Here is a 23,968-nt window from a genome sequence, read left to right on the forward strand (position 1 = left end):
TTGAAGGACCTTAATGATTCATAGAATACTTGTATTTTTTCTATTTAGCTTATTTTTATATGCTAAACCAATATCATTTGAAAATGATGTAAAACCTATTTTAGATAATAGATGTGTTGTGTGCCACTCTTGTTATAACTCACCTTGCCAAACAAAATTTAGTTCATTTGAAGGGATTGAAAGAGGTGGAACTAAAACTGCGATTTATGAAAATAGAATAGAACCAATCAACCCAACAAGATTATTTGTTGATGCACTAGATGAAAAAGAGTGGAGAGATAAAGGGTTTTATTCAATTACTAAACCACTTGATGAAAATAATACAAGTATTATGAGTCTTTTTTTAGAACAAAAACAAAAACTTCCAATTAGCAAAGGTGATTATTCACCAGAAACTGATGACTTAACATGCCCAAAAGATTTAAATGAATTAGAAAAGTATCTTGATGAAAATCCTTACCATGGAATGCCCTATGGATTTCCAGCTTTATCAAAAAAAGAGCATAAGATAATAACAAAATGGCTAAAAAATAGTTCAATAGATGATAGAAAAAAAGATTTAGAATACCCTAAACAACTAAAAGAACTTGAAGAATTTTTAAATAAAAAAGATATGAAACATAAAATCTCAGCAAGATATATCTATGAACATCTTTTTTTAGCTCACATAAAATTTGGCTCTTCTGATGGTTTTTATCAAATTCAAAGAAGCTATGATAAAGAGGGGAAAATACCTGTAAGTACGAGACTTCCATACGATGACCCTAAGAAAAAATTTTATTATAATTTTAGAAAAATTAGCTCTACAATTGTTCATAAAACCCATATGGTTTATGAAATTGATGATAAAAAAATAAAAAGATATAAAGAGTTATTTATAGATAAAAAGTGGTTCCCCACACAAAATATTAGTTATGAAGCAAAAATTGCTTCAAATGCTTTAATTGCGTTTAATCAAATCCCTTCAGAATCAAGATATCAATTTTTACTTGATGATATTCACTACTTTATAATGACCTTCATTAGAGGGCCTGTTTGTAAAGGACAAATTGCACTAAATGTGATAAATGATCACTTTTGGATTGCCTTTAAAGATCCAAAATATGATGAAACAATTTTAAATAAAAAGTTTTTAAAAGAGAACTTTTCAAATCTATCCTTACCAAATAAATATGGGGCTAATACCCCATTAGTAAAAAGTTTTAATTTTTTTAAATATGATAATGAAACAATTGAATATTATGAAAATAAAAACAAAATTTATAAAAATAAAAATCTAGATCTTGAATCAATTTGGAGAGGAAATAAAGTAAACAAAAAAGATAATGATGCAATTTTAACTATTTATAGACATTTTGACTCAGCTTCTGTTCATAAAGGAGCCTTAGGAAACATGCCAAGGACCATGTGGGTAATTGATTATCCACTAATTGAAAGGTTGTACTACTCACTTGTTGCAGGATTTGATGTTTTTGGAAATACTCAACATAAAGTATTAGTTAGAAAATATATGGATAGACTTCGAATCGAAGGGGAAAGTAACTTTTTAGAGTACCTTCCTAAAAACTCAAGAAAAGAGGTTTTTGATAACTGGTATCAAGGTTTTCTTGCAAAATATTTTGTGACATATACACCTTCATCAAATGAAACAGCAATAAAATATGAAACAAAAAATTATAAAGAAGAATTTATTGAAAAAATTCTAAAAAGAACAAATACAAAAAAAGATAAAATCAATTTTATTGAAGAAAAATATCTCGAAACTCCTATTTTAGATAAATACTCAAATAAAAAAGAGATTGAACAAGCTTTAAAAAAACTAACCTTAGTTGATAATCTAAAAAAATACAAAGAGTTTTCAAGTACAAATTTTAATCTTTTTTATATAAGATTTAAACTAAAAACACAAGACTTGATTTATACCGCTGTAGTAAATAGATGGCATGATAATGTTGCTTTTATGTTTGAAGAGGATGAAAGATTAGATACAAATAAAGACAGTATTAACATAATTGAAGGCTTTGTAGGCTCTTATCCAAACTATTTTGTTGTAGTTGAAGAAGATGAAATAAGTGAATTTTTCAATATCTTGCTAAATTATAATGAAAATGAAGAGAATCTGAAAAAATTCTTTATTAGAAGAAGTGATAAAAAGTTTTGGGAGACATTTGACTGGTTTCAAAATAAGTTTTATGAAACAAACCCTAAAAAAGCAGGGCTTTTTGATTTAAATAGATATTATCACAAAAGTTTCAATTAGTAGAATATATTCTACTAATTGGATTCCAAAAACTTATCATTTCTAGCAATTTTTCCATAAATAAACTCAAATATAATAGAGAATAAAAGAAAAGAACAAAATATAATCAATGCATTTAGATTTTTTTCATAGGTATTATATAAAAGAGTCAAAAGTGCAGTAAAACTAACCAAACTTGATAAACTAAGAATATATTTATTTGCATCAAGTTCTTTATGCATCTTCAAAGCACTTATGTTTATTATTGTAAATATTAGTAAAAAACTTGCACTTGCAATTATTGCAATTTTGGTTATATCAATACTATTTGCCATAATCAAGCTAATAAGTGCAGTTGAAACAACCCCTGCAAAAGGGATATTATTTCTTTGTTCATTTAATTTTTTAGGTAACTCACCATCACGTGCCAGGGTAAAACCTAATCTAGCATTTCCATAAATTGTTGCATTTATAGCTGAAAAAGTTGCCAATAAAGCCGCAATTGTTACAAGAATAAAACCAATATTTCCTAAAGCAGGCTTAGCTGCAACAGCTAAAGCATAATCTTTTGCTTCAAGTAGTTGTTTTTCATCTACAGTTCCAACTGTTATATAGGCAATTAAAAGGTATAAAACAATTACCAAAATAACTGATATATAAAAAGCTCTTGGAAGATTTTTCTCTGGATTTTCAATCTCTTCAGAGGAGTTTGCAATCAACTCAAAGCCTTCATAAGCAATAAAGATAATCATCCCTGCTACAAAAATAGAAAAAGGATCTGAAAAGTTTTCTAAGGCAACTCTTGAAGTATCTACATAGCTAAAACTAGTAAAGATAATTAAAAGTAGCAACAAGACTTTTATAATAACAACAATAAGCTCTGAACGACTTACAAAAGTTGCACTTACTACATTTATAAAAGAAGGAATTAAAATAGCTAGGGATATTAAAATATGTTCTAAATAAAACCCTTTTAAAGTTGGGAAAAAAGTTTGAGCATAAGAAGCAAAAGCTATAGAGTATAAAGAGATTGTAACTAAATAACTAATCCACAAAACAAGATTTAAACTTCCAGATAATAGATTATGACCAAAGGCATTATCTACAAAAACCACTGTTCCCCCACGACTTGGAAACTTCACTGAAAATTTTGCATAAGAATATGAAGTTAATAAAGCAACTATCCCTGCAAGTAAAAAGGCTATTACAGTAGCTCCTTTTGCAAAGGAAACAGCTTCACCTAAAACAGCAAAGATACCACCTCCAACCATTCCACCAACGCCAATGGAAACAGCACCAAAAAGTCCTATTTTTTTATCTTTCATATAAATACCTAAAAATTAATTTTGATATTTTAGCATAATCTATTTTTTTATATAATTGGTTTATAATTTACAAATGAAATCTAATAATACTTTTACAAGAATATTTACCCATGAAAAACTGCCATTTTTAGAACTTAGATATTCGAATAATACAAAACACTATAAAGAGCATATCCATGATACTTTCTCTTTAGGGATAAATTTAGAAGACAAATCTATTTATACAAACAAAAACAAAAAATACGATTTTGATGTGGGGATGATTGCAATTGTAAATCCAAATGAAATACACTCTTGTAATCCTGTAAAAACAACCCCAAATTTGTACTATATGATGTATTTAGATGAAAAGTGGTGCTATGGTATTCAAAAATCAATTTGTGAGCAAATTGCTAGCTTTAAGAGTTTTCCTGAAAATATTATTTACGATATAAATCTTTATAATGAATTTAAAACTTTATGTGAGAATATTTTTAGTGATATTGACTACAATGAAAAAGAAGATGAACTAATAAATTTTTTTACAAATCTTTTTGAAAAACACCTTGAAAATGCAAACCCTAAAATAGAAGATAAAGCCTTTGAAAAGATTGTTGAGTATTTAAATAAAAACTATAAAGAGAATATTTCCCTAGAAGAGTTATCTCAAACTTTTAGTTTAAATCCCTTTTATATAATTAGACTATTTAAATCAAATATAAATATGACTCCCCATGCTTATTTACTAAATATAAAAATTAATAGGGCAAAAGAGATTTTAAAAAAAGGAATAAGTATTGTAGATACTGCTTTAGAGTGTGGTTTTAGTGACCAAAGCCACTTTCATAGAAATTTTTTAAAAATTGTTGCTACAACTCCAAAATCTTATCAAGATAATTTCAAAGTCAATTTTATACAAGAATAAATTTTTATAAATTTCTATAATCCCTTATGGAAATTTATTTAATTAGTTTTTTATCATTAGCCCTAGCCCACTTTGTTGCACTTTTAAGTCCTGGCGTAGATTTTTTCTTGATACTTACAAACTCTTCAAAATATGGTAGAAGTTCAGGAATTATAACTTCAATTGGAATCGCCTTTGCAAATTTAGCCTATATTTTATTAGCTTTGTTTGGAATAACATTAATAAAAGATAATCAGATACTCTTTTTTACTATAAAAATCTTAGGTTCTTTATATCTTCTTTATATTGGATATTTACTTTTAAGTGCAAAAAAAAGAAAACTCTTTGATGAAAGAATAGAAAAGGAAAAAAATAAAAAAGATATTTTCAAATATTTTAGTATGGGGTTTTTATCGGCAATTTTAAATCCAAAAAACTCAATTTTCTATTTCACTATGTTTTCTATTTCAATACAAAACCATACACCTTTTGTTGTTCAAAGTTTTTATGCCCTTTGGATGTTTTTAGCTGTTCTTTTTTGGGATATATTTATAGTCTATCTTGTAAGCAACTCAAAAAGCCTTAAATTTATGGAAAAAAACTCAAACTATATAGAAAAAGCTTCAGGAGTAGTACTTCTTATAATAAGCCTTTCAATTATCTATAATTCTGTGTTATTCTAAAATATTCCAATTTTATTTTTGAAGCTTTTTTAGAGTCTTTAATTGCTGATTGATTTTTTTTATATACACTAATGCCACTTTATGATTTGGTTCTATTGATAATATTTTTTCAAATTTTTTTCTTGCATTTACTAAATCTTTATTGTTATAGTAAGTTATTGCTTGTTTTAAATCTTTTGGGATATTAATTTCAACTTTAGCATCTTCTTTATAATTTTTAGTTTTTTCTAACTTTTTTAAACTTATCAAGTTTAAATATTTTGTAATTGTCCTATTATTTATATAAACTTGATGCAAAGAAAGAAATTGCTGCCTTGCTACTTTATATTCTTCTTTTTTATATATTTTAACTGTGGTGTTTATTAAATAGCTTAAATCATTTTTTATGATATTTCTAGCTTCTATTGCAACTTCACTAAAATAATCATATTTAGATAATTCATCAACAGACCTTTTCAATTCCACTACACTTTTAACTGATTTATTATAGTTTTTAATGGCATTCTTGACCTGTTTTTGTTTTTCTAATAAAAATTTTTTGACATCTTCATCTTTTTTTAGAATTTTAAATTGTTCTTCTCCATCCTTTATGGGATTATTACATATCATCTTATTTAGAAAAACCATAGCTTTGATTTTGTCTTTGTTTTTATTAATTGCTAAAAGGGCTAAGTTATAATAGTATTCACCTTTTATCTGAGCTTTGTTTGAAATATCTTTTATATATTCATTTGAGTAGGTCTCTTTACCATCATAAAAATTCACTTTTTTATAGGCTTCTACTGATTGTTTATAAAAACCATTTTCATAAGTTTCATTTCCATAGCTTCTATAATACAAAACATCATTTAAAACCTTTTGGTATATTAAATGCTCTTTATTTCCAATCTGTATATTTTTTTCACTACACCCTATAATTGTAATTAAAACTATAAAAAATACTGAATATTTTTTCAAATTAAATAACATCTAAAGCCTTTATATAACTTACATCAAGCCCTTTATTAATCCCTTTTAATAAAACATCACTTTGTTCTTGAATATTATAAATTTTCTTGAAAGATTCATCTAAAGTTTGCCCAACTACAATCTCATTTTCCTTTGCCAATGAGCATAATCTTGAAGCCACATTAACTGTTGATCCAATAGAAGTAAAATCCATCCTATCATTTGAGCCAATGTTTCCAACAATAACCTCTCCTTTGTTTATACCAATACCCACATTACAAATAGTATTTTTTTCATTTAAACGGATTTTATTTCTTTTAAAAATACTATTTTGAATCTCTACAGCACAAGATATTGCTCTTTGTAGACTATCTTCACCACTAAATGATGCCATCACTTCATCTCCAACAAACTTATCTATATCCCCATCATTTTTTTTAATAATCTCAGATTGAAGATTTAAATAAAAGTTTACTATCTCTACTACTTCATCAGGTTTTTTTGTTTCACTCATTGAGGTAAAACCTCTAATATCAGAAAAAAGAAAAGTAATAGTCCTATACTCACCACCTAAGATCAATTTAGCTTTACTATCTTTTTGTATCATATCCATTGTTGAAGTGGAAACAAATTTTTGCATTTTTTCCCTTTGCCTTAAACCATCAACCATATGATTAAAGCTTCTAGCTAATATTCCCAACTCATCATTGGAATCTATTTTTAAATTTACATCAAGGTTACCTCTAGCTACATTTAAGGCATTTTCTGAAATGTTTAATATAGGCTTTGTTAATTTATTACCCATTGAATATACAAGAATAATAGAAATTAAAACTACAAAAAAAGTAATAATGAAAGATGCTGCTATAGCTTTATTAACCACTGAATAAATAGTATTTTTGTCATATAATAAAATAACAATTCCAAGAAGCACATCTTTTTCTTTATATTTAAAAAATACAGGACTTGTAAATTGATAGACATTAATCTTTTCACCATCTAGTTGAAGCTCTTTTTCTTCAACTAATAAATTTGTTTTTGTATCCATAAGTTTTTTAATAAGCTTAAGATCATTTAAATATTTTGATTTTGAATATTTTTTATAACCACTAAGATATAAAAATTTATTTTTATCATTTTCATAAATTGAAATATCTAAGAAGCCTTCAATTTTTGAATTTTTTAATATATTAACATTTTCATTTAAATTGATTTTATTTTCATAATTTCTTTCCAAGAGAGCTAGTCTAGAAGAGTTTGCAATATGTTTAATGGAACTACTAGCTACCTCAAAAGCTTTTTCTTCAATTGCTTTACTCATTAAATTAATAATTATAAAGCTTAATATGGAAATTGTTATAACCGTTACAGCTATAGTAAATCCAATAAATTTTAATTTTAATCCACCTTTTTTTAGATAATAATTTATTGTTAATAATAGCCTCATATAGTTTTGTCCCTAATACATAATTTTAAAGTTAATGATTATAACATTAATTTAGTCTCTATTTAATCTCCAGAAATTATAAAAACTAAGCTGTAATTAACTATATTACTAATCTTTAAAAAGATTTTACTATAATTTAGAAAAAAGGATACCAAATGGCAATTGGATTTATTGGACTTGGAAATCTTGGTCGTGCAATAGCAAGTAGACTAACTGATATGGGTGAAGAATTGAAAGTTTATAATAGAACTAAATCTAAAGTTGAAGATTTAGGTTATGAAATTACAGATTCTCCAAAAGAGCTAATTGAAAAATGTGATGTTGTATTTATGTGTTTATTTGAATCAAGTGCGGTTGAGAATATTTTAAAAATGGAAGATGGATTATTAAGCGCTGATTTAGAAGGAAAAACAATTATTGACTTAACAACAAATCATTATGAACAAGTTTTATCTTTCCATAAAGTTATAGATGAAAAAGGCGGAGATTATTTAGAATCACCTATATTTGGTAGTGTTGCACCTGCACTTCAAGGTCTAGTTACAATAGTTACTTCAGGGAAAAAAGAAACATACGAATTGTGCAAACCATATTTAGAAAAAATAGGAAAAGAGATTTTCTATCTAAAAGAACCAGGTAAAGCTTCAAAAATGAAACTTATCAATAATCTATGTTTGGGTTCTTTTATGGCAACTCTTGCAGAGTGTACAGCCCTTGGAGAAATGTGTGATATTGATAAACCAAAATTACTTGAAATCCTTGGAGTTGGTGGTGGTCAATCACTAGTTTTAAAAGCAAAAACTCAAAAATTAATTGAAGAGGATTTTTCTGCACACTTTTCAAATAATGCAATTTATAAAGATTTACACACTTTACAAGATTTAGCTTATAGTTTAAATCAGCCTTTATATAGTGCTGCTGTTCCAAAAGAATTATTTGGGAAAATGAAAAAAGATGGAAGAGGTGAAGAGGATTTCTGTTCTATTTACCAACTATTTAAAGACTAATATAGATGTTAAAAGGACTTATTACTCTCCTAGTTTTTCAATTTCTAGGGGAGTGTTTTGTAAAACTTTTTGAACTTATTGTGCCAGGACCTGTAATTGGTATGCTTTTATTACTTCTATTTTTGATGATAAAAAAATCTAGCTTTGAATCTCTAGATAATGCAGTATTTTTACACCTAAGATATTTACCACTTCTATTTATACCTGCAGCAATGGGGATAGTTACACAAGCAGATATAATCTCTAAAGAGTTTTGGGCTATTACTATTTCACTTTTAGTAGGAACAATCATTGCCTTAGCCTTTAGTGCCAAGTTTATTGATATCTTAACAATTAGAAAAATAAAGAAGAATGAAAAATGAATTTTGAAGCATTATATGAATATATAACAACAACTCCACTTTTATGGCTTATTTTAACTTTAGGTGCTTATAAAATTGGGATAATCATTTATGAAAAATTTAATAAACATACCTTACTTCAACCAATAGTAATAGCCTATGCAATTATTATGAGTACTCTAATAATAAGTGGTAAATCCTACGAAGAGTATTTTAAAGGTGTTGAAATTATACATTTTTTTCTTGGTCCTGCAACTGTTGCATTGGCATTACCTCTATATAACAATTTAAAGCATATAAAAAGCCTTTTTATACCTATAGTGTTAACTTTATTCATAGCAGGCTCTTTTTCAATTGTAATAGCTCTAGGACTGCTTTATTTACTTGATGCAAATATGGCAACTATTTTATCAATGGCAACAAAATCAATTACTGCACCAATTGCTATTATAACCTCAGAACAAATTGGAGCTATTCCTTCCCTTGCTGTAGGGTTTGTGATAATAACAGGAATCATTGGAGCACTTTTAGGGAATTTTATATTTAAAGTTATAAAGATTAAACATGATACCTCAAAGGGTTTTGCACTAGGTCTTATTTCCCATGGAATTGGAACTGCAAGAGCTGTTGAAATGGGAGAAAAGGCTGCAGCCTTTTCAGCGCTTGCTATGGGACTTTGTGGTGTCTTTACAGCTATTTTACTTCCATTAGTAATTCAATTTATAAAATAAATTTTTTAAATTAAGAAGCAAGAGCGGCTAAAAAAGCCTGTTCTTGATACTTTTTTAACTCACTAGGTTTCTCAATAGTATTCTTTTTTTCAAAAGAAGAAATTGTTTGAGCAGATATAAGTTCAACTTCACATAAAGGGTTTAATTGAATTAAACCCTCTATTTTAAAAGTAACTGCTCCACCTGCAAAATTTCCTTTTTTTGCTCTTTTTTTGATAACCACTTTATCAATTTGATTTTGTTCTAAAAAGAGTAAAAACTCATTACAAAACTTTCTTATATCTTCTTGGTTTTCATCATCTTCTAAAATGATTTTTTTTATTTTTAAGTCAATATATTCACCATCTTCTAAAACAGCTAATGATGCTACATTTGATTTTAATTCTATTCCACATATTTTCAATTTATTTGCCTTTATTGCTTTATATTGAAAGTATATATAAAAAAATTAATTTAAATTAATTAAATGTCAAAATGTAATGATTTTAAGAGATTGGTAGTTTTATAATAAATTTCGCACCTGTATACTCTATACCTTCAAAAGTATATTTTTCATTTTCTACACTTAGATTACCGTTCATATGATTATCAATTATATCTTTTGACATATGAAGTCCTATTCCAGTACCTTCATTCCCTTTTGTAGTAAAATATGGTTCAAATACTTTGTTAATTGAATCTTTAGGTATTCCGCCTGCATTATCTTTTATTACAATTACAGCATTGTTAGATTCCTCAAATATATGTACAAATAGTAATTTTTTATTTTCACATTCATTTAAAGCATCTTTTGCATTTGAAATAATATTCATTAAAACTTGAATAAACTCATTTTCTATTCCTGATATATTTATATCATTTAAATTTTCAATTAATTCTATATCTACTGATTTTAGTTTGGAACCAACCAAACCTAAAACCCTTTCATAACTATTTTTTAAATTAAAAAAAGTTACATATTTATCTTCTTTGAAAAAATCTCTAAAATCATTAATTGTATTTGACATATATTGAACTGTACTTGTGATTTTCTCTAGACTTTCAATATGCTCTTTTTCATCTATTTTTATCTGTAATGTTTTTTTTAGTAAAATTGATGAAGCAGCTGCAGAAATGACTGAAAGAGGTTGTCTCCATTGGTGAGCAATATTTTCTAACATCTCTCCCATGGCAGCCATTTTGGATTTTTGAATTAGCTGACTCTCTTTTTCTTTTAGTTTAAACTCCATCTCTTTTTGTAATGTTATGTCCAAAAATGAGGCAACATAATAAATAACTTCACCTTTATTATCTAAAATAGACTGTATTGTTAAATGCTCATTAACAATAGTTCCATCTTTATGTTTATTAGTAACCTCTCCAACCCAAATATTTTTCTCTTTTAAAGAATTTTTCATCTCTTCATAAAAGTTTTTATCATGCAAACCAGATTGTAAAATTTTAGGAGTTAGACCTTTTACTTCAGAAGCTTTATAACCAGTGATTTTAGTAAAGGCTTTATTTACTAAAAGAATTTTCTGATTTTTATCAGTAATGGTTATCCCATTTTGGGTTTCAAAGGTAATTGCTGCAATTTTTAAAACGTTATGGGAATCCTCTATTCTTTGAAGCATTTGATTTACTTCTTCATATAAAGTTCCATACTCATTTTTTTCTTTTGTTTGAATTCTTTTTTTATAACTATCTTTTAATTCAATTTTTTCTAAAAATTTAACAAGATTTAAAATTGGATCAGTAAATTTTTTAGCAAAATAGAGTGTAAGAAAATATGAAATTAAAAACATTAATGACAAAATGATTATTAAAGTTGAAAGGTTCTTTTTAATAACATCAAAGAGTGTATGTACTTGAAACTCATATTTAACAGTACCTAATTTGCTATTTTTATATTTTGTATCACTATAAAGTTTTAATATATTTCCTTCTATAAATAGCTTATTTAATTTTATATTTGGTAAAGGTTTAGGATTAAAACTTTTGTTATCTTTATGATATTGAAGAATTGGTTTTTTATCTAATTTATATAAAACCATAGACTCTAAAGTAGAGAAAGATTTTAAAGAGTCGCTAATATCAGCAGCAGCAGATACATCATTAAGTAAAATTAATTTAGCAAAATCTTGGGCTAAAACCAAACTAACAGTTTTTGAAAGTTCAATTTTTTGTTCATATTGGTTTTGCATATACCAATATACAAAACTTCCATAACCTATTAATGCAGTTAACAATGTAACTGACATTATAATAAAAATTAATCTTTTTTTTATGGAACCATTATATTTTGGTAAAGAATTCATTCTATTCTTTTGATGGATTTTTTATTGGCACTTCTAAATCATTTCCCCACTCTGTCCATGATCCATCATAAACAGAAACTTTATATCCCAACTTTTCTAAAACTATAAAATTCAATGCAGCTTCAGCTCCACCATCACAATACAAAATTATCTCTTTTTCTTTTGGAATATCTTTATATATCTCTTTTAACTGTGAAATATCTTTCATTACATTTCCATTTTGGGTAACTTGATAATTTTGAGTACAAGCATAATTTTGAGCACTTGGAATATGTCCAAATCTCTTTGCAGTAGATTCTTTACCTTGATAATGAGACTCTTTTCTTCCATCAATAATGGTTTTATTTCCAATAGACATTAAAGTTCCAAGTTTTGTTTCAATTTTACTATTATCTATTCTTGGAACAAACTCTTTTCTAGTGGGTTTTACTATTTTATTTGAAGTTGGAATATCAAGTTTTGTATCTTTTGTAAAACCATATTTAAAAATACCTACTTCTTCATGTCCTAAAGTCTCTAAAATCCAGTAAAATCTGGCTGCCCAGATAAAATCTCCATTATCATAGGCAACTACTTTACTATTACTATCAATTCCTGCATTACTAAATAACTCTTTTAAAAAATCCAATTTTGGCATAAAAAACTTATCATCAAACAAAGATTTTAATCCTGGAACATTAACTGCATTTTTTATATGAAGTTTTTTGTAATCTTCACTTGTTCTTAAATCAACAATCACCAAATTTGAATCATTAAAATTTGATTTTAACCAATCTAAAGAGATTATTGCTGGAATATCTTTATTTGAAGCAAATAAAATATTTATTGAAAAAAATAAAAGAAAAAATAATTTAGTAACTTTCAAGTAGTATCCTTTTTTCTGTAAAAATCAAATTATATCATAGTTTGATAAAATAAATAAATTAATAATAATTATATTAAACTTCATCCATTCTTTTTTGAAATTCTTCATTAAGCTCTTCTAATTTAATTTGTAAATCTAAAAGTTGTGATTCTTTTTTTGATTTTTCTTTTCCCTTTAGAGTTTCAAGTTCTTGTTCTAAAGCCTCAATCTCTTTTTTTATAGGTGATGTTTCTTTTGATTTTTCAGCAACAATAATAGATCTTAACTTTCTAATCTCTTTTTTATTTCTTTTTGGTTTTTCAGGCTTTTTCTTCTCAGTAGAATCATCATCTTCCCAACCAATTTTTTCTAAAAACTCATCATAAGTTCCATTAAAATAGTCTGCTCCGCCATTCTTAGAATTATTAGTAAATACAATCAGCCTATCACAAACAGCCCTTAATAGTTCTTCTGAGTGAGTAACAATAATACAAGAACCAGGGAAAGCTTTGATTGCACTAGTTAATGCATCAATTGAATCAATATCCAAGTGGTTTGTAGGCTCATCTAGGAATAATAAATTCACATCTTTTGCAATTATCTTTCCAAGCATTACTCTTGATTTTTCTCCCCCTGATAAAAGTGAGATTTTCTTTTTTGCATTATCACCACTAAACATCATAAGTCCACAAATTGATCTAACAGTGGCTTCACCAAGTTTATTATTTACACTATAAATCTCATCCATTATAGTATTATCATTGTTTAGATGATTAATATTTGTTTGTCCAAAGTGCCCAAAACTACAAGATGGATGGAAATCAACACTTCCTGTTAGCTGCTCAAGTTCACCTGCAATTGTGTTTAATAAAGTTGATTTTCCAGTACCATTTTTTCCAATAATTCCAATTGTTTCCCCACGGCTTAATGCAAATGTAATATTTTTAAAAAGAATTTTATCACTTTTGTATCCAAAACTTAAATCTTTTACTTCAACTAGAAATTTAGCTGATGTTTCTTTGTAATTAAAATCAAATTTTAAATTAGCGTCATAATCTAAATCTTCTAAAACTTCCATTTTTTCTAAGATTTTAACCTTTGATTGAGCTAGTGTTGCAGTTGCTGCTCTAGCTTTATTTTTTGCAATAAACTCTTCAAGGTCTTTGATTTTTTTCTCTTGAGCAATTTTTTGTTTTTCATGGTGTTCTTCATTTGCCATTAACTGCTCATAAAATTTTCTAGTTCCACCTTGAATCATAAAAGCTGATTTTCTAATAATCCCAAGGGTATGAGTACATACTGAATCCATAAAGTTTCTATCATGGGTAATTAATATAACTTCCCCTTGAAATGCTTTTAAAAATGCTTTTAACCATCTAATAGACAAAATATCCAAATAGTTTGTAGGCTCATCTAGTAAAAGCATATTTGGCTCTGTTAATAATAGTTTTGCGAGGTTTATTCTAATTTGATAACCCCCTGAAAATGAATTTGGATTTTTATTTAAATCTTCATCAGTAAATCCAAGACCAAATAAAATTTTTTCGGCTTTATAAATATTGTATTTGTCCTCTTCATTTAAAGCTAATGCTGTTTCATCAATTAAAGTTTTTTCAGTAAAGTTAAAATATTGTTTTAAGGCACCAATTTTGTAACCTTTTGGATAATTAATATCACCACTATCATGTGGTTCTTCCCCTAAAATTAGTTTAAAAAGTGTAGACTTTCCTGTACCATTTCTTCCAACTAAACCTACTTTATCACCAGCATTTAGTCTTAGGTTTAAATCATTATATAAATCATTTGTAGGGTAGCTTTTTGAAATATTAATTAGTTCTATCATTAGTTTCTTCTTTGGATGGTTTTATTTTGAATTTTGGATTATAGGGAATTGCGAGTAATAAATATATTAAAAGATGGCTTTCGCCACCTTTTTAATTATACGTCTAGATGTTCAACATCTTTTGCATGCTCTTCGATATAATTTCTTCTAGGTTCTACTTCATCACCCATAAATAGAGTAAATGTATCAGATGCAATTTCAGCATCTTGAATAGTAACTCTTAATAATCTTCTATCTTCAGGAGTCATAGTTGTTTCCCATAATTGTTCAGGATTCATTTCCCCTAAACCTTTATATCTTTGAATATAAGCACCTTTTTTAGCTAATCCTTCAATTTCTTCAAGAACTTCAATTAAATCTCTACCATTAAACATAGAAATATCTCTCTCAACTAATTTGTTGAAAATATAAGTAGCTTCAGAAAAATATGGAGATGCAAATAGTTCATCATCAATTACAAGTTCTTCTAAACCTTCATTTGTTTGTACGAATAATTGAATCATATCATCAGTCATGTTTTTAGATAAAATATTATAACCTCTATCTTCAATTAATTTTTTAACAACTTCATAAAGATCATTTTGTTCTAATTTAACTAAATCAGAGTGCTCAATTAAGTGTTTAATGATTTCAATTAATGAATATCTTTTCTCTAATTGACCAATCATTCCTCTATATCTAGCAACTGTTTTAAATAAATCAATTAAATCCATTTTTCCTAAAGCATCAAAGTCAAAAGAATCCATACCATGTTCAATTAAGAAATTTGATAATGCCGTATCATCTTTTAAGTAAGTCTCATTTTTACCTTTTTTATATCTGTATAAAGGTGGTTGAGCTATATATAAATAACCTTTTTCAATTACTGGTCTTAAAAATCTAAAGAAGAAAGTTAAAAGTAATGTTTGAATGTGAGATCCATCAACATCGGCATCGGTCATAATAATTACTTTATGATATCTGATTTTTTCTTCATCAAAATCTTCACCAATACCACAACCCATAGCTGTAATCATATTTCTAATTTCATCAGATTTTAAAATCTTATCAAGTCTAGATTTTTCAACATTTAAAATCTTACCTTTAAGTGGTAAAATTGCTTGGTAAACTCTATCTCTACCTTGTTTTGCTGAACCACCTGCAGAATCCCCTTCCACCAGGTATAGTTCTCTAATTTCTGGGTCTTTAGATTGACATTCAGCTAATTTACCTGGAAGCGTTCCAACTGTCATTGCATCTTTTTTTCTAGTTAAATCTCTAGCTTTTTTAGCTGCTTCTCTACCACGTGCTGCCATTAAAGCTTTTTCCATAATAGCTTTAGCTTGAGCTGGATTTTCTTCAAAATATTTATCTAAAACTTCAGAAGTTAATTTTTGACAAATTGGTTTTACATAAGATGAACCTAATTTACCTTTTGTTTGACCTTCAAATTGAGGTTCAGGTACTTTTACAGAAACAACTGCAATTAAACCTTCTCTTACATCATCACCAGAAATTTTTGTATCTTTTTCTCTTGCAGCTGCATTAGAATTTACATATTTAACAATAGATCTTGTAAGTCCAGCTTTAAAACCTGCTTCATGGGTACCACCATCAATTGTTCTAATATTATTTACGAACGATAAAGTTTTTTCAGTATATGTTGAGTTATACATTAAAGCAATATCAACTTCAACATCTTCAACTCTTTCAGAAAATGCTACAGCATCTGAAACTGCAACATCTTTGTTTAAATCTTCAGCAAATTGTCTAATACCGCCTTCAAAATGGTAAACTTCTTTTGTTTTAGTAATTTCATTTTCTAAAGTAATAGAGATAAATGAATTAAGATAAGCAACTTCTCTAAATCTTTTTGCCAATGTTGCAAAATCATAAGAAGCAACTTCAAAAATAGAATCATCAGCTAAAAATTCAATTGTTGTACCAGTTTTTCTTGGAGCATCACCAATTACTTCTAAAGGCATTTTAGGAATACCCTTTGAAAACTCTTGATAGTGTATTTTACCTTCTCTATAAATTGTCATTTTAAGTTCAGAAGATAAAGCATTTACAACAGATACACCAACCCCATGAAGACCACCTGATACTTTATAGGTATCTTTATCAAATTTACCACCAGCATGAAGTACAGTTAAAACAACAGTTGCAGCTGAAATACCTTCACCTTCGTGGATAGATGTAGGAATACCTCTACCATCATCTTCAACTCTAACCCAGTGATCTTTAGTCATAGTAACTTTGATATTTCTACAATACCCAGCCATTGCTTCATCAATAGAGTTATCTACAACTTCATAAACCATATGGTGAAGACCATTAATATTAGTATCACCAATATACATACCTGGTCTTTTTCTTACAGCTTCTAAGCCTTTTAAAACTTTAATATTATTTGCGCCGTATTCTTGTTGACTCATATTTTCTTATCCTTACTTATTTTTCTAAAACAATTGGCATTACAATTGTAAAGAATTTATCATCTTCTAAATAAAATGGTAAATTTGATTCATTAAATCCAATAGTTACGTTTTCTTTATTTGTTTGACTTAAAAAGTCTAATAGATATTTAGCATTAACTGCTAAGTAAAATTCATTATCTATATTTAAATCAATATCAATTTGTGTTTTTGATTCTGTATCTTCATCTAAAGATTCAAAAATTATAGATTGAGGTTTAAATGTGATTTTAATATTTGAAAATAAAGATGTAACTAATTTGATAGATTCAATTAACATGTTTTTTGGAATTTCTAAATTATATTTTAAATTTTGTGGAATGATTCTTTCATAATCTGGGAACTTACCATTAATTAGTTTTGTAAAAAATCTCATATTAGTATTTGAAACAATTAAATTGTTCTCATCATAAGAGATTGTTGCATTATCTAAAAATAGTTTTTGAATTTCAATTATTGCTTTTTTTGGAATAATAAATTGAGCTTCAGCATTTGAAATGTTTTGTAAAAATGAAATTGCTAATCTTCTAGTATCTGTTGATACAAAATTTATTTTAGAGCTTTTTATATCTATTAGAGCACCATTTAATTCAAATTTAGGATTGTTATTATCAATTGCAGGTGTGATTTTTCTAATAGAGTTGATTAAATTAACAGTTGAAACATCTAAGTTTTTTAAATCTTGATTTAAAATTAATGATGGATATTCATCTGCATCATACATAGGTAATTTAAATGTTGATTTATTTTGTTTAATAATAAGATTATTGTCAGCAGTTTCAATAATAATATCTGAATCTTTTAATCTTTTTATTATTCCTAATAGATTAGATCCATTAACTGTTGCTTTTCCATATAGCGATTCAGTAATTGTATCAATACTACATTCTAATCCTATTTCATAATCTGTTGCTTTTAGAATAAGTTTAGAATCATTTACTTCTAAATATATGTGTGAAGTAATTGAACTTGCATCTTTTTTTTCTAAGAATGGTTGCATTGATGAGATTATATTCTCAAATATGCTTTTTGTTATTATGAATTTCATTTTATCAGCTCCTATTTATTATATTAATTAGTGGTAATAGTAGTTCATGTGAAAAGATGAAAACTCTGTCCTAGACCCTATTCTGTAACACTTTGTGTATGTGAATAAGTATCATTAAAAGTTCACAGCTTTTCACATTTTCTAATTTAACTTATTTTTACCACTCCTTAATTTATGATTTTATTCTTCAAATTTTGGATGATTAATTTGAAGTTTTCATCTGTTTCTATTAACTCATTTGTCTTTTGAATATTTTTAGAAATTGAACTATGATCTTTCATTCCTAAAAATTTTGCTATATCAGGCATAGAGTTATGCGTTAATTCTCTTGCTAAATAGATTACTACTCTTCTAGCATTTGCTACAGTTGCAGTTCTCTTTTTAGACTTAATATCACTTGGTTTAATATTTAATTCATTTGCTACAAGGGTAATTATATCAGGAAGTTTGATATTTTCCTTCTTTTCTTTTATTTGTTCTTTTAATAAATTTTGAGCTAACTCTAAATTTATTTCTTGATTTAGTAAAGAGGCACTAGCATTAATTCTAATTAATACCCCTTCAATCTCCCTAATAGAGTTATCAAGGTTTGTTGCAATGTAGTTAATAATCTCTCTACTTAAATCGATTCCATTAAGTTCACTTTTCTTTTCTATAATGGCAATTTTTGTTTCAAGTCCAGGTAGTTGAATATCTGCTGTTAAACCCCATTCAAACCTTGATTTTAATCTATCCACAAGTCCTGCAATTTGTGAAGGTACTCTATCACTTGTCATTACAATTTGTTTTTTTGCGTTATGTAATTCATTGAAGGTGTGAAAAAATTCTTCTTGAGTTTGTTCTTTCCCCGATAAAAATTGAATATCATCGATTAGTAAGACATCGCATTTTCTATATTTACTTCTAAAATGGTCCATATTTTTATTTTTAATTGAAAATGTAAAATCGTTCATAAACTGTTCAATAGTTACATAAATGATTGTTTTACCTTTTTCAATTGCATCATTACCAATTGCTTGTAAAAGGTGAGTTTTTCCTAGGCCTGTTCCCCCATAAATAAACAATGGGTTATATTGAACACCAGGTTTTTGGGCAACTGCTAAAGAGGCGTTATATGCCATTTGGTTAGAACTTCCTACTACGAAAGAATCAAAAGTATAAGAAGGGTTTAATATAGTACTTTCCGTAGCTTCATTTTTGGCTTTTTCAGAAATTATCTCTTTTTTACTTTTCTTTTCACCTGCAATTTTTATTTCAATGTCAGGTTTAGTGCCATCGTATATTTCAAAGCAGTGTTGTATAATTTGTGTATATTTACTTTTAATCCATGCCCCTACATACTTATTTGATACTTCAAAAACTGCTAATTTGTCATCAGAAGAAATTTTTTTGTATGATAGTTGTTTTAGGTATCTTTTGTAATCAGCTGGATGTGCTTCTTTTTCTATAATATGTAAAAACTCTTTACTTGTCATTAAAACCGTACTCTTTATATATAAATTCTAAAGATTATATCTAAATTAATATAAATTTAAAAATATTAAAAACTAATTTTTAATTATAGAATCAATAACTTCAAGTGCATCAAAATGGTTTGTTAGTGTTAAAAAGGCTAAATAGTTGTCAACTAGTGTTGTAACATTGTCGATAGATTTATCTTTTATTTGAGTTATTTTATACTCAGCTTCTCGTACATCGATTATACTTTTTATTCCATGGGCAAACTCTTTATTTATTATATCTTTCGTTAATACTGCTGCTTCTAAAGCTTTTTCATAAAGACTAATAGATCTAATTGCAGAATTTATATTTGCGCGAGTCTCTTTATATTGAAGTTTTAAATCATCAAGTAAGGCTTCTATATCTTTTTGAGATGATTTGATATTTAGTTTTGAAGCTCTCTCCAATGATGTATAATATCCCCCTTTATATAAAGGAATTAGAAGATTTATGGAAAATTCTCTATTTTCTTTATAACTAGAATCTGAAGTATAACTATTCTCTACAGAGACATTTTTTGTATATTTTAGATTTAAACTTAGTTTTGGTAAATGGTTGTTGTGAGCATCTTCCAATTCATGTTTATGCATTTGCATAATATTTTCAAGTTTATCAACTTGTAAATTTGAATATATTTCATCAATTTTTACTAAATTTCTTCTAATCTTTTTTAAATTATCTAATGTAAATACAATATCATCTAATCCAGGGATTTCAAAATTAAGTCCTTCTCCCATATAACTAATCAGTTTTTCTTTATTAATTTTAAATAAAGCTTTTTCTTTTTCTAAATCAATATTAGTTTGATTAAAATCTGATTCAACAGTCAAAAGTTCTGTAATTGTGGATAAATCCATCTCATATTTAGTCTTTAAAAGTTCTTTTTTTGAGTCCAAATATTCTTTAAATTTTGATAACATTGTTATTTTATTTTTTGATTTTATAAGAGCTAAATATATATCTAAAAGCTCTTTTGCCAATTTTTGTTTTTCTATATCTAAATCGTTTCTAAAAGATTTATATTTTGATTTTTCAATATCCATTTTTGAAACTAGGTTTCTATCAAAAAGGGCTTGTTTTAAAATAACATTATAGTTTTTAACTTTTTGTTTTATATCTACTTTAAATAAGTTACTTACAGGAATATCCTTATAGTTGTTTTGGGTATATGATCCATAAAAATTAACCTCAGGTAACATCATCGATCTAACCTGATTTAGATTCTCATGATTTGCTTTTAATTTATATTCTAAAGATTGTATTTTTTTAGAATTATGCAAAGATAATTCATATGCTTTTGAAAATTTTAGAGTCTCTAATGCATATATTTTAAATGGAATAAAAAGAAGTAAAAAACTTATTAAACATAAGCTATTCTTCATTTAAACTCCTATTAAATCTGTCTAATAAAGGTTTTAACATATAGCTTAAAACAGTTCTATATCCAGTTTTTACCATTATTTCTGCAGGCATTCCTGTAACTAAATTAAAGTTATATTTTTTAATCTCTTCTTTACCCTCTTTACTCAATTTTAATTTAATCTCATAATAAAATTCTTGATTTTGTTCATCATAAAGAGTATCAGCAGATATGTAAGTTACGATGGCATGAATCTTATGGGATTTTTGGGTGTTATATGCAGAAAAAACTACATTTGCCTCTAATCCTATTTTTACTTTATCTATATCTGTAGATTTTATAGCACCTTCAACTATCAAGTCTGCGTCTTTTGGAACAATTTCCATAATATATGCACCAGCTTTTATAATTGAGTCTTGTGTATAATCTGATACACCTACTATATAACCGTCAGATGGTGAATTGATTTTTGTTTTACTTAATTTATTTCTTAATGAATCTATCTTTAATTTCACAGTATTGATTTTTGATGTGGCAGAAGTCAATTCCTCTAAAGTATCTTTTTTAAAATCGTTTAAAAGTAATATTATTTTTGTAGATAATTCATTTATTTTCTCTTTTAATTCAGTTTTCTCTTTTTCATTGTTAATTATTTCGGCACTTAGTTGAGAAGCTTCTCTTTTGAATTTTCTTAGATCTACTTTATTTATTAATTTTTTTGCATATAGTTTCTCTAATTCTGCTATCTCTTCATCGATTGATGATTTTATATAGGTATTACTTTTTAATTTGAAGTTTGTGGCTTCAATCCGTTTTTTCAACTGTGATATTTGTTTATTTAATATCTGTTTATTTTTTTTAATTGATTCTATGGTGGTATTAAACAAATCTATTTGTTCACTAATAAGTTTTTTATCTTTAACTCCCATATCAAATGAGATTGTTTTTTTACCATTTTGTTGTGCTAAAAGCCTTGATTTTAGGGCTAATAGTGTTTGGTATTGGAATAATTGAGTATCTAATTCAGATTTTGATTGGGTATCATCTAGTTCAATTAAAAGTTGACCTTTTTTTACATAATCACCGTCATTTACATAAATTGTTTTGATTATGCCACTTTCAATACTTTGAATTTTTTTCTTATTCAATCCAGCAGATACTTTACCTAGTGCAGTAACATTTATAGCAAGGGGAGCAAAAGTTGCCCATCCTCCAAATATTATAAACACTACGACTATAACACTAAAACCAAATTTAGCTATTCTTGATGAATCATCATTGGGAGCTTTATACATTATCGTTGTCTACTTTAAAAAATTGATTTTTATTAAGAACTTCTTGGGTATTACCATAATCTTTTAACAAGCCATTTTCAATTAAAAGAACTTTGTCTGTAATATCTAAGATATTTTCTTTATGGGTGATTATTATCACAGTAGTGTTATTCTCTTTTAAACTTTTTATACTGTTTAATAAAGCTTGTTCACCCTCTTTATCAAGGTTTGAATTAGGTTCATCTAATATTACAAGATTAGGATTATCATAAATTGCTCTTGCTAAACCAACTCTTTGTTTTTGTCCACCAGATAAACTATCTCCAGAATTAGTAATCTTTGTTTCATAACCTTTTGGAAATTTCAAAATTAAATCATGAACACCAGCTTTTTTTGCTGCTGTTACAATTTTTTGGGAATCTAATTCTTGAAATCTACATATATTTTCACTAATTGTTCCTTCAAATAGTTCGATATCTTGGGGAAGATAACCAATTTGAGGACCAATTTCTACTTTATCAAACATTGAAACATCAACACCGTCAATTTTAACTTTTCCCCCAGATAGAGGCCAAATATTTAAAATACCTTTTATTAAAGTTGATTTTCCTGCACCACTTTTTCCTATTACAGCTACAACATTGCCAGATTCTATTTTTAAAGAGATACCTTTTATTGTTTCATTTTTTGTCATAGGGGGTGTTACAACTATATTTTCAAGTACAAGTTCTGCATTTGTAATTTTTAAAGATATAGTTTTCTTTTTTTCTGGAAATCTATTTAATAATTCATCAATTCTTTTATGACTTGTTCTATAAGCAATAAAGCCTTTCCATCCAGATATTATTAAATCAATTGGAGATAGGGCTCTACTCATAATAATTGAAGCTGCAATCATAGTCCCTGGAGTAACTTCATATCCAATTGCTAGATAAGCACCGATACCAAGAGTAAGAGATTGGGCCATAAGTCTAATACTTTTAGAGATGTTAATCCAAATACTTGCACTATAACTTGCATCATTTTGTAAGTTTAAAAAACCATAATATTTTTTGTGCCATATTTTTCTTATATTTTCCCTCATCCCCATAGAGTTAATAACTGCAGCATTTTTTAAAGAAGCATCAATATAAATATTTGAGGCAATATTATTTTTACTTGCTTCATTCAAATTTTGTGAAGTAGCAACTTCATTCATTACAGTTACAACCAATAGTATTAGTATGACGATAATTGCAAAAACTCCAAAGGCAGTATGAAAAAGGAATAAAATAATCACATAAATAGTAATCCAAGGTGCATCAAAAACAGCAAAAATACTTTTCCCTGTCATAAATTGTCTTATTCTAGTTAAATAATCTAGATATGATGAATTGGCACTTTTAGGATCAATAAGCTCTAGTTGAAATAGTGAATCAAAGATTCTGTTACTTATTGCATTATCTATACTACTACCAATTTTTATTAGAATTTGAGAACGAACTATCTCTAATAATGCCATAGTAATAAATAAAATAACTATCATAAATGTAAGTACAAAAAGTGTATTTTCATTATTACTTTTAATAACTCTATCATAGATTTGTAACATATAAATAGGCGGTACTAACATTAAAATGTTAGTCAAAAAGCTAAATAAACCCACAATTAAAAACGTTTTTTTACTTTTTTTAAGTGTAGATTTTAATTCTGAAAATTTGTGTTCTGAAGACAAAGAAAACCTTAATTAGAGAGTTAAGTGA

The 23,968-nt window shown here is 26.9% G+C and carries 19 protein-coding genes; 6 read left to right on the forward strand and 13 right to left on the reverse strand.

What is annotated here, in order from left to right; genetic code table 11:
• Nucleotides 1-13: 13 nt before the first annotated feature.
• Nucleotides 14-2,260, forward strand: a complete 2,247-nt coding sequence (locus AC2TY9_RS03495) for a fatty acid cis/trans isomerase (RefSeq protein ID WP_489779550.1) — start codon at nucleotides 14-16, stop codon at nucleotides 2,258-2,260.
• Nucleotides 2,261-2,274: 14 nt separating this feature from the next.
• On the opposite strand, the gene AC2TY9_RS03500 is transcribed toward AC2TY9_RS03495, so the two are convergent.
• The gene (locus tag AC2TY9_RS03500) at nucleotides 2,275-3,564 is read right to left on the reverse strand and encodes an APC family permease (protein ID WP_489779551.1); all 1,290 of its coding nucleotides are present in this window, start codon (nucleotides 3,562-3,564) and stop codon (nucleotides 2,275-2,277) included.
• A 73-nt stretch (nucleotides 3,565-3,637) separates the two neighbouring features.
• Between AC2TY9_RS03500 and AC2TY9_RS03505 the strand changes: the two genes are divergently transcribed.
• Nucleotides 3,638-4,468 carry an AraC family transcriptional regulator gene (locus tag AC2TY9_RS03505; RefSeq protein ID WP_489779552.1) on the forward strand — a complete coding sequence of 277 codons (831 nt, stop codon included), beginning with the start codon at nucleotides 3,638-3,640 and terminating at the stop codon, nucleotides 4,466-4,468.
• Between the two features lie 26 nt (nucleotides 4,469-4,494).
• Nucleotides 4,495-5,130 (forward strand): LysE family translocator, encoded by a 636-nt coding sequence (locus tag AC2TY9_RS03510; RefSeq protein ID WP_489779553.1) that lies wholly within the window; start codon nucleotides 4,495-4,497, stop codon nucleotides 5,128-5,130.
• Nucleotides 5,131-5,142: 12 nt separating this feature from the next.
• On the opposite strand, the gene AC2TY9_RS03515 is transcribed toward AC2TY9_RS03510, so the two are convergent.
• On the reverse strand, nucleotides 5,143-6,099 hold the full coding sequence (locus tag AC2TY9_RS03515; protein ID WP_489779554.1) for a hypothetical protein: 957 nt from the start codon (nucleotides 6,097-6,099) through the stop codon (nucleotides 5,143-5,145).
• The gene (locus tag AC2TY9_RS03520) at nucleotides 6,089-7,525 is read right to left on the reverse strand and encodes an adenylate/guanylate cyclase domain-containing protein (RefSeq protein WP_489779555.1); all 1,437 of its coding nucleotides are present in this window, start codon (nucleotides 7,523-7,525) and stop codon (nucleotides 6,089-6,091) included. The genes AC2TY9_RS03515 and AC2TY9_RS03520 overlap by 11 nt, the downstream gene beginning before the upstream one ends.
• A gap of 155 nt (nucleotides 7,526-7,680) precedes the next feature.
• On the opposite strand from AC2TY9_RS03520, the gene AC2TY9_RS03525 reads away from it, so the two are divergent.
• From AC2TY9_RS03525 to AC2TY9_RS03535, 3 genes are read left to right on the forward strand one after another with little or no spacing between them, the layout of a single operon-like run.
• Nucleotides 7,681-8,532 carry an NAD(P)-dependent oxidoreductase gene (locus tag AC2TY9_RS03525; protein WP_489779556.1) on the forward strand — a complete coding sequence of 284 codons (852 nt, stop codon included), beginning with the start codon at nucleotides 7,681-7,683 and terminating at the stop codon, nucleotides 8,530-8,532.
• Nucleotides 8,533-8,537: 5 nt separating this feature from the next.
• Nucleotides 8,538-8,894, forward strand: coding sequence for a CidA/LrgA family protein (locus AC2TY9_RS03530; protein ID WP_489779557.1), 357 nt, complete (start codon nucleotides 8,538-8,540; stop codon nucleotides 8,892-8,894).
• On the forward strand, nucleotides 8,891-9,604 hold the full coding sequence (locus AC2TY9_RS03535) for an LrgB family protein (protein ID WP_489779558.1): 714 nt from the start codon (nucleotides 8,891-8,893) through the stop codon (nucleotides 9,602-9,604). Before AC2TY9_RS03530 ends, AC2TY9_RS03535 begins: the two co-directional genes overlap by 4 nt.
• 10 nt (nucleotides 9,605-9,614) lie before the next feature.
• On the opposite strand, the gene AC2TY9_RS03540 is transcribed toward AC2TY9_RS03535, so the two are convergent.
• From AC2TY9_RS03540 to AC2TY9_RS03585, 10 genes are all read right to left on the reverse strand, one after another.
• Nucleotides 9,615-10,007, reverse strand: coding sequence for a DUF3010 family protein (locus tag AC2TY9_RS03540; protein WP_489779559.1), 393 nt, complete (start codon nucleotides 10,005-10,007; stop codon nucleotides 9,615-9,617).
• An 82-nt stretch (nucleotides 10,008-10,089) separates the two neighbouring features.
• Nucleotides 10,090-11,901: a PAS domain S-box protein gene (locus AC2TY9_RS03545; RefSeq protein ID WP_489779560.1), complete on the reverse strand. Its 1,812-nt coding sequence runs from the start codon at nucleotides 11,899-11,901 to the stop codon at nucleotides 10,090-10,092.
• A 1-nt stretch (nucleotide 11,902) separates the two neighbouring features.
• Nucleotides 11,903-12,766 carry a sulfurtransferase gene (locus AC2TY9_RS03550; RefSeq protein ID WP_489779561.1) on the reverse strand — a complete coding sequence of 288 codons (864 nt, stop codon included), beginning with the start codon at nucleotides 12,764-12,766 and terminating at the stop codon, nucleotides 11,903-11,905.
• 73 nt (nucleotides 12,767-12,839) lie between these two features.
• Complete coding sequence (locus AC2TY9_RS03555) at nucleotides 12,840-14,588, reverse strand: ABC-F family ATP-binding cassette domain-containing protein (protein ID WP_489779562.1); 1,749 nt, start codon at nucleotides 14,586-14,588, stop codon at nucleotides 12,840-12,842.
• A 95-nt stretch (nucleotides 14,589-14,683) separates the two neighbouring features.
• The gene (gene gyrB / locus AC2TY9_RS03560; RefSeq protein ID WP_489779563.1) at nucleotides 14,684-17,005 is read right to left on the reverse strand and encodes a DNA topoisomerase (ATP-hydrolyzing) subunit B; all 2,322 of its coding nucleotides are present in this window, start codon (nucleotides 17,003-17,005) and stop codon (nucleotides 14,684-14,686) included.
• Nucleotides 17,006-17,021: 16 nt separating this feature from the next.
• Nucleotides 17,022-18,092, reverse strand: coding sequence for a DNA polymerase III subunit beta (gene dnaN, locus AC2TY9_RS03565; RefSeq protein WP_421715601.1), 1,071 nt, complete (start codon nucleotides 18,090-18,092; stop codon nucleotides 17,022-17,024).
• Between the two features lie 167 nt (nucleotides 18,093-18,259).
• Nucleotides 18,260-19,567 (reverse strand): chromosomal replication initiator protein DnaA, encoded by a 1,308-nt coding sequence (dnaA, locus tag AC2TY9_RS03570; RefSeq protein WP_489779564.1) that lies wholly within the window; start codon nucleotides 19,565-19,567, stop codon nucleotides 18,260-18,262.
• A 72-nt stretch (nucleotides 19,568-19,639) separates the two neighbouring features.
• Nucleotides 19,640-20,974 (reverse strand): TolC family protein, encoded by a 1,335-nt coding sequence (locus AC2TY9_RS03575; RefSeq protein ID WP_489779565.1) that lies wholly within the window; start codon nucleotides 20,972-20,974, stop codon nucleotides 19,640-19,642.
• Nucleotides 20,964-22,247, reverse strand: coding sequence for an HlyD family type I secretion periplasmic adaptor subunit (locus AC2TY9_RS03580; protein WP_489779566.1), 1,284 nt, complete (start codon nucleotides 22,245-22,247; stop codon nucleotides 20,964-20,966). Before AC2TY9_RS03580 ends, AC2TY9_RS03575 begins: the two co-directional genes overlap by 11 nt.
• Complete coding sequence (locus AC2TY9_RS03585) at nucleotides 22,240-23,853, reverse strand: type I secretion system permease/ATPase (protein ID WP_489779567.1); 1,614 nt, start codon at nucleotides 23,851-23,853, stop codon at nucleotides 22,240-22,242. The genes AC2TY9_RS03580 and AC2TY9_RS03585 overlap by 8 nt, the downstream gene beginning before the upstream one ends.
• Nucleotides 23,854-23,968: the final 115 nt, after the last annotated feature.

Source organism: Arcobacter sp. ISO1 (genome assembly GCF_058105185.1).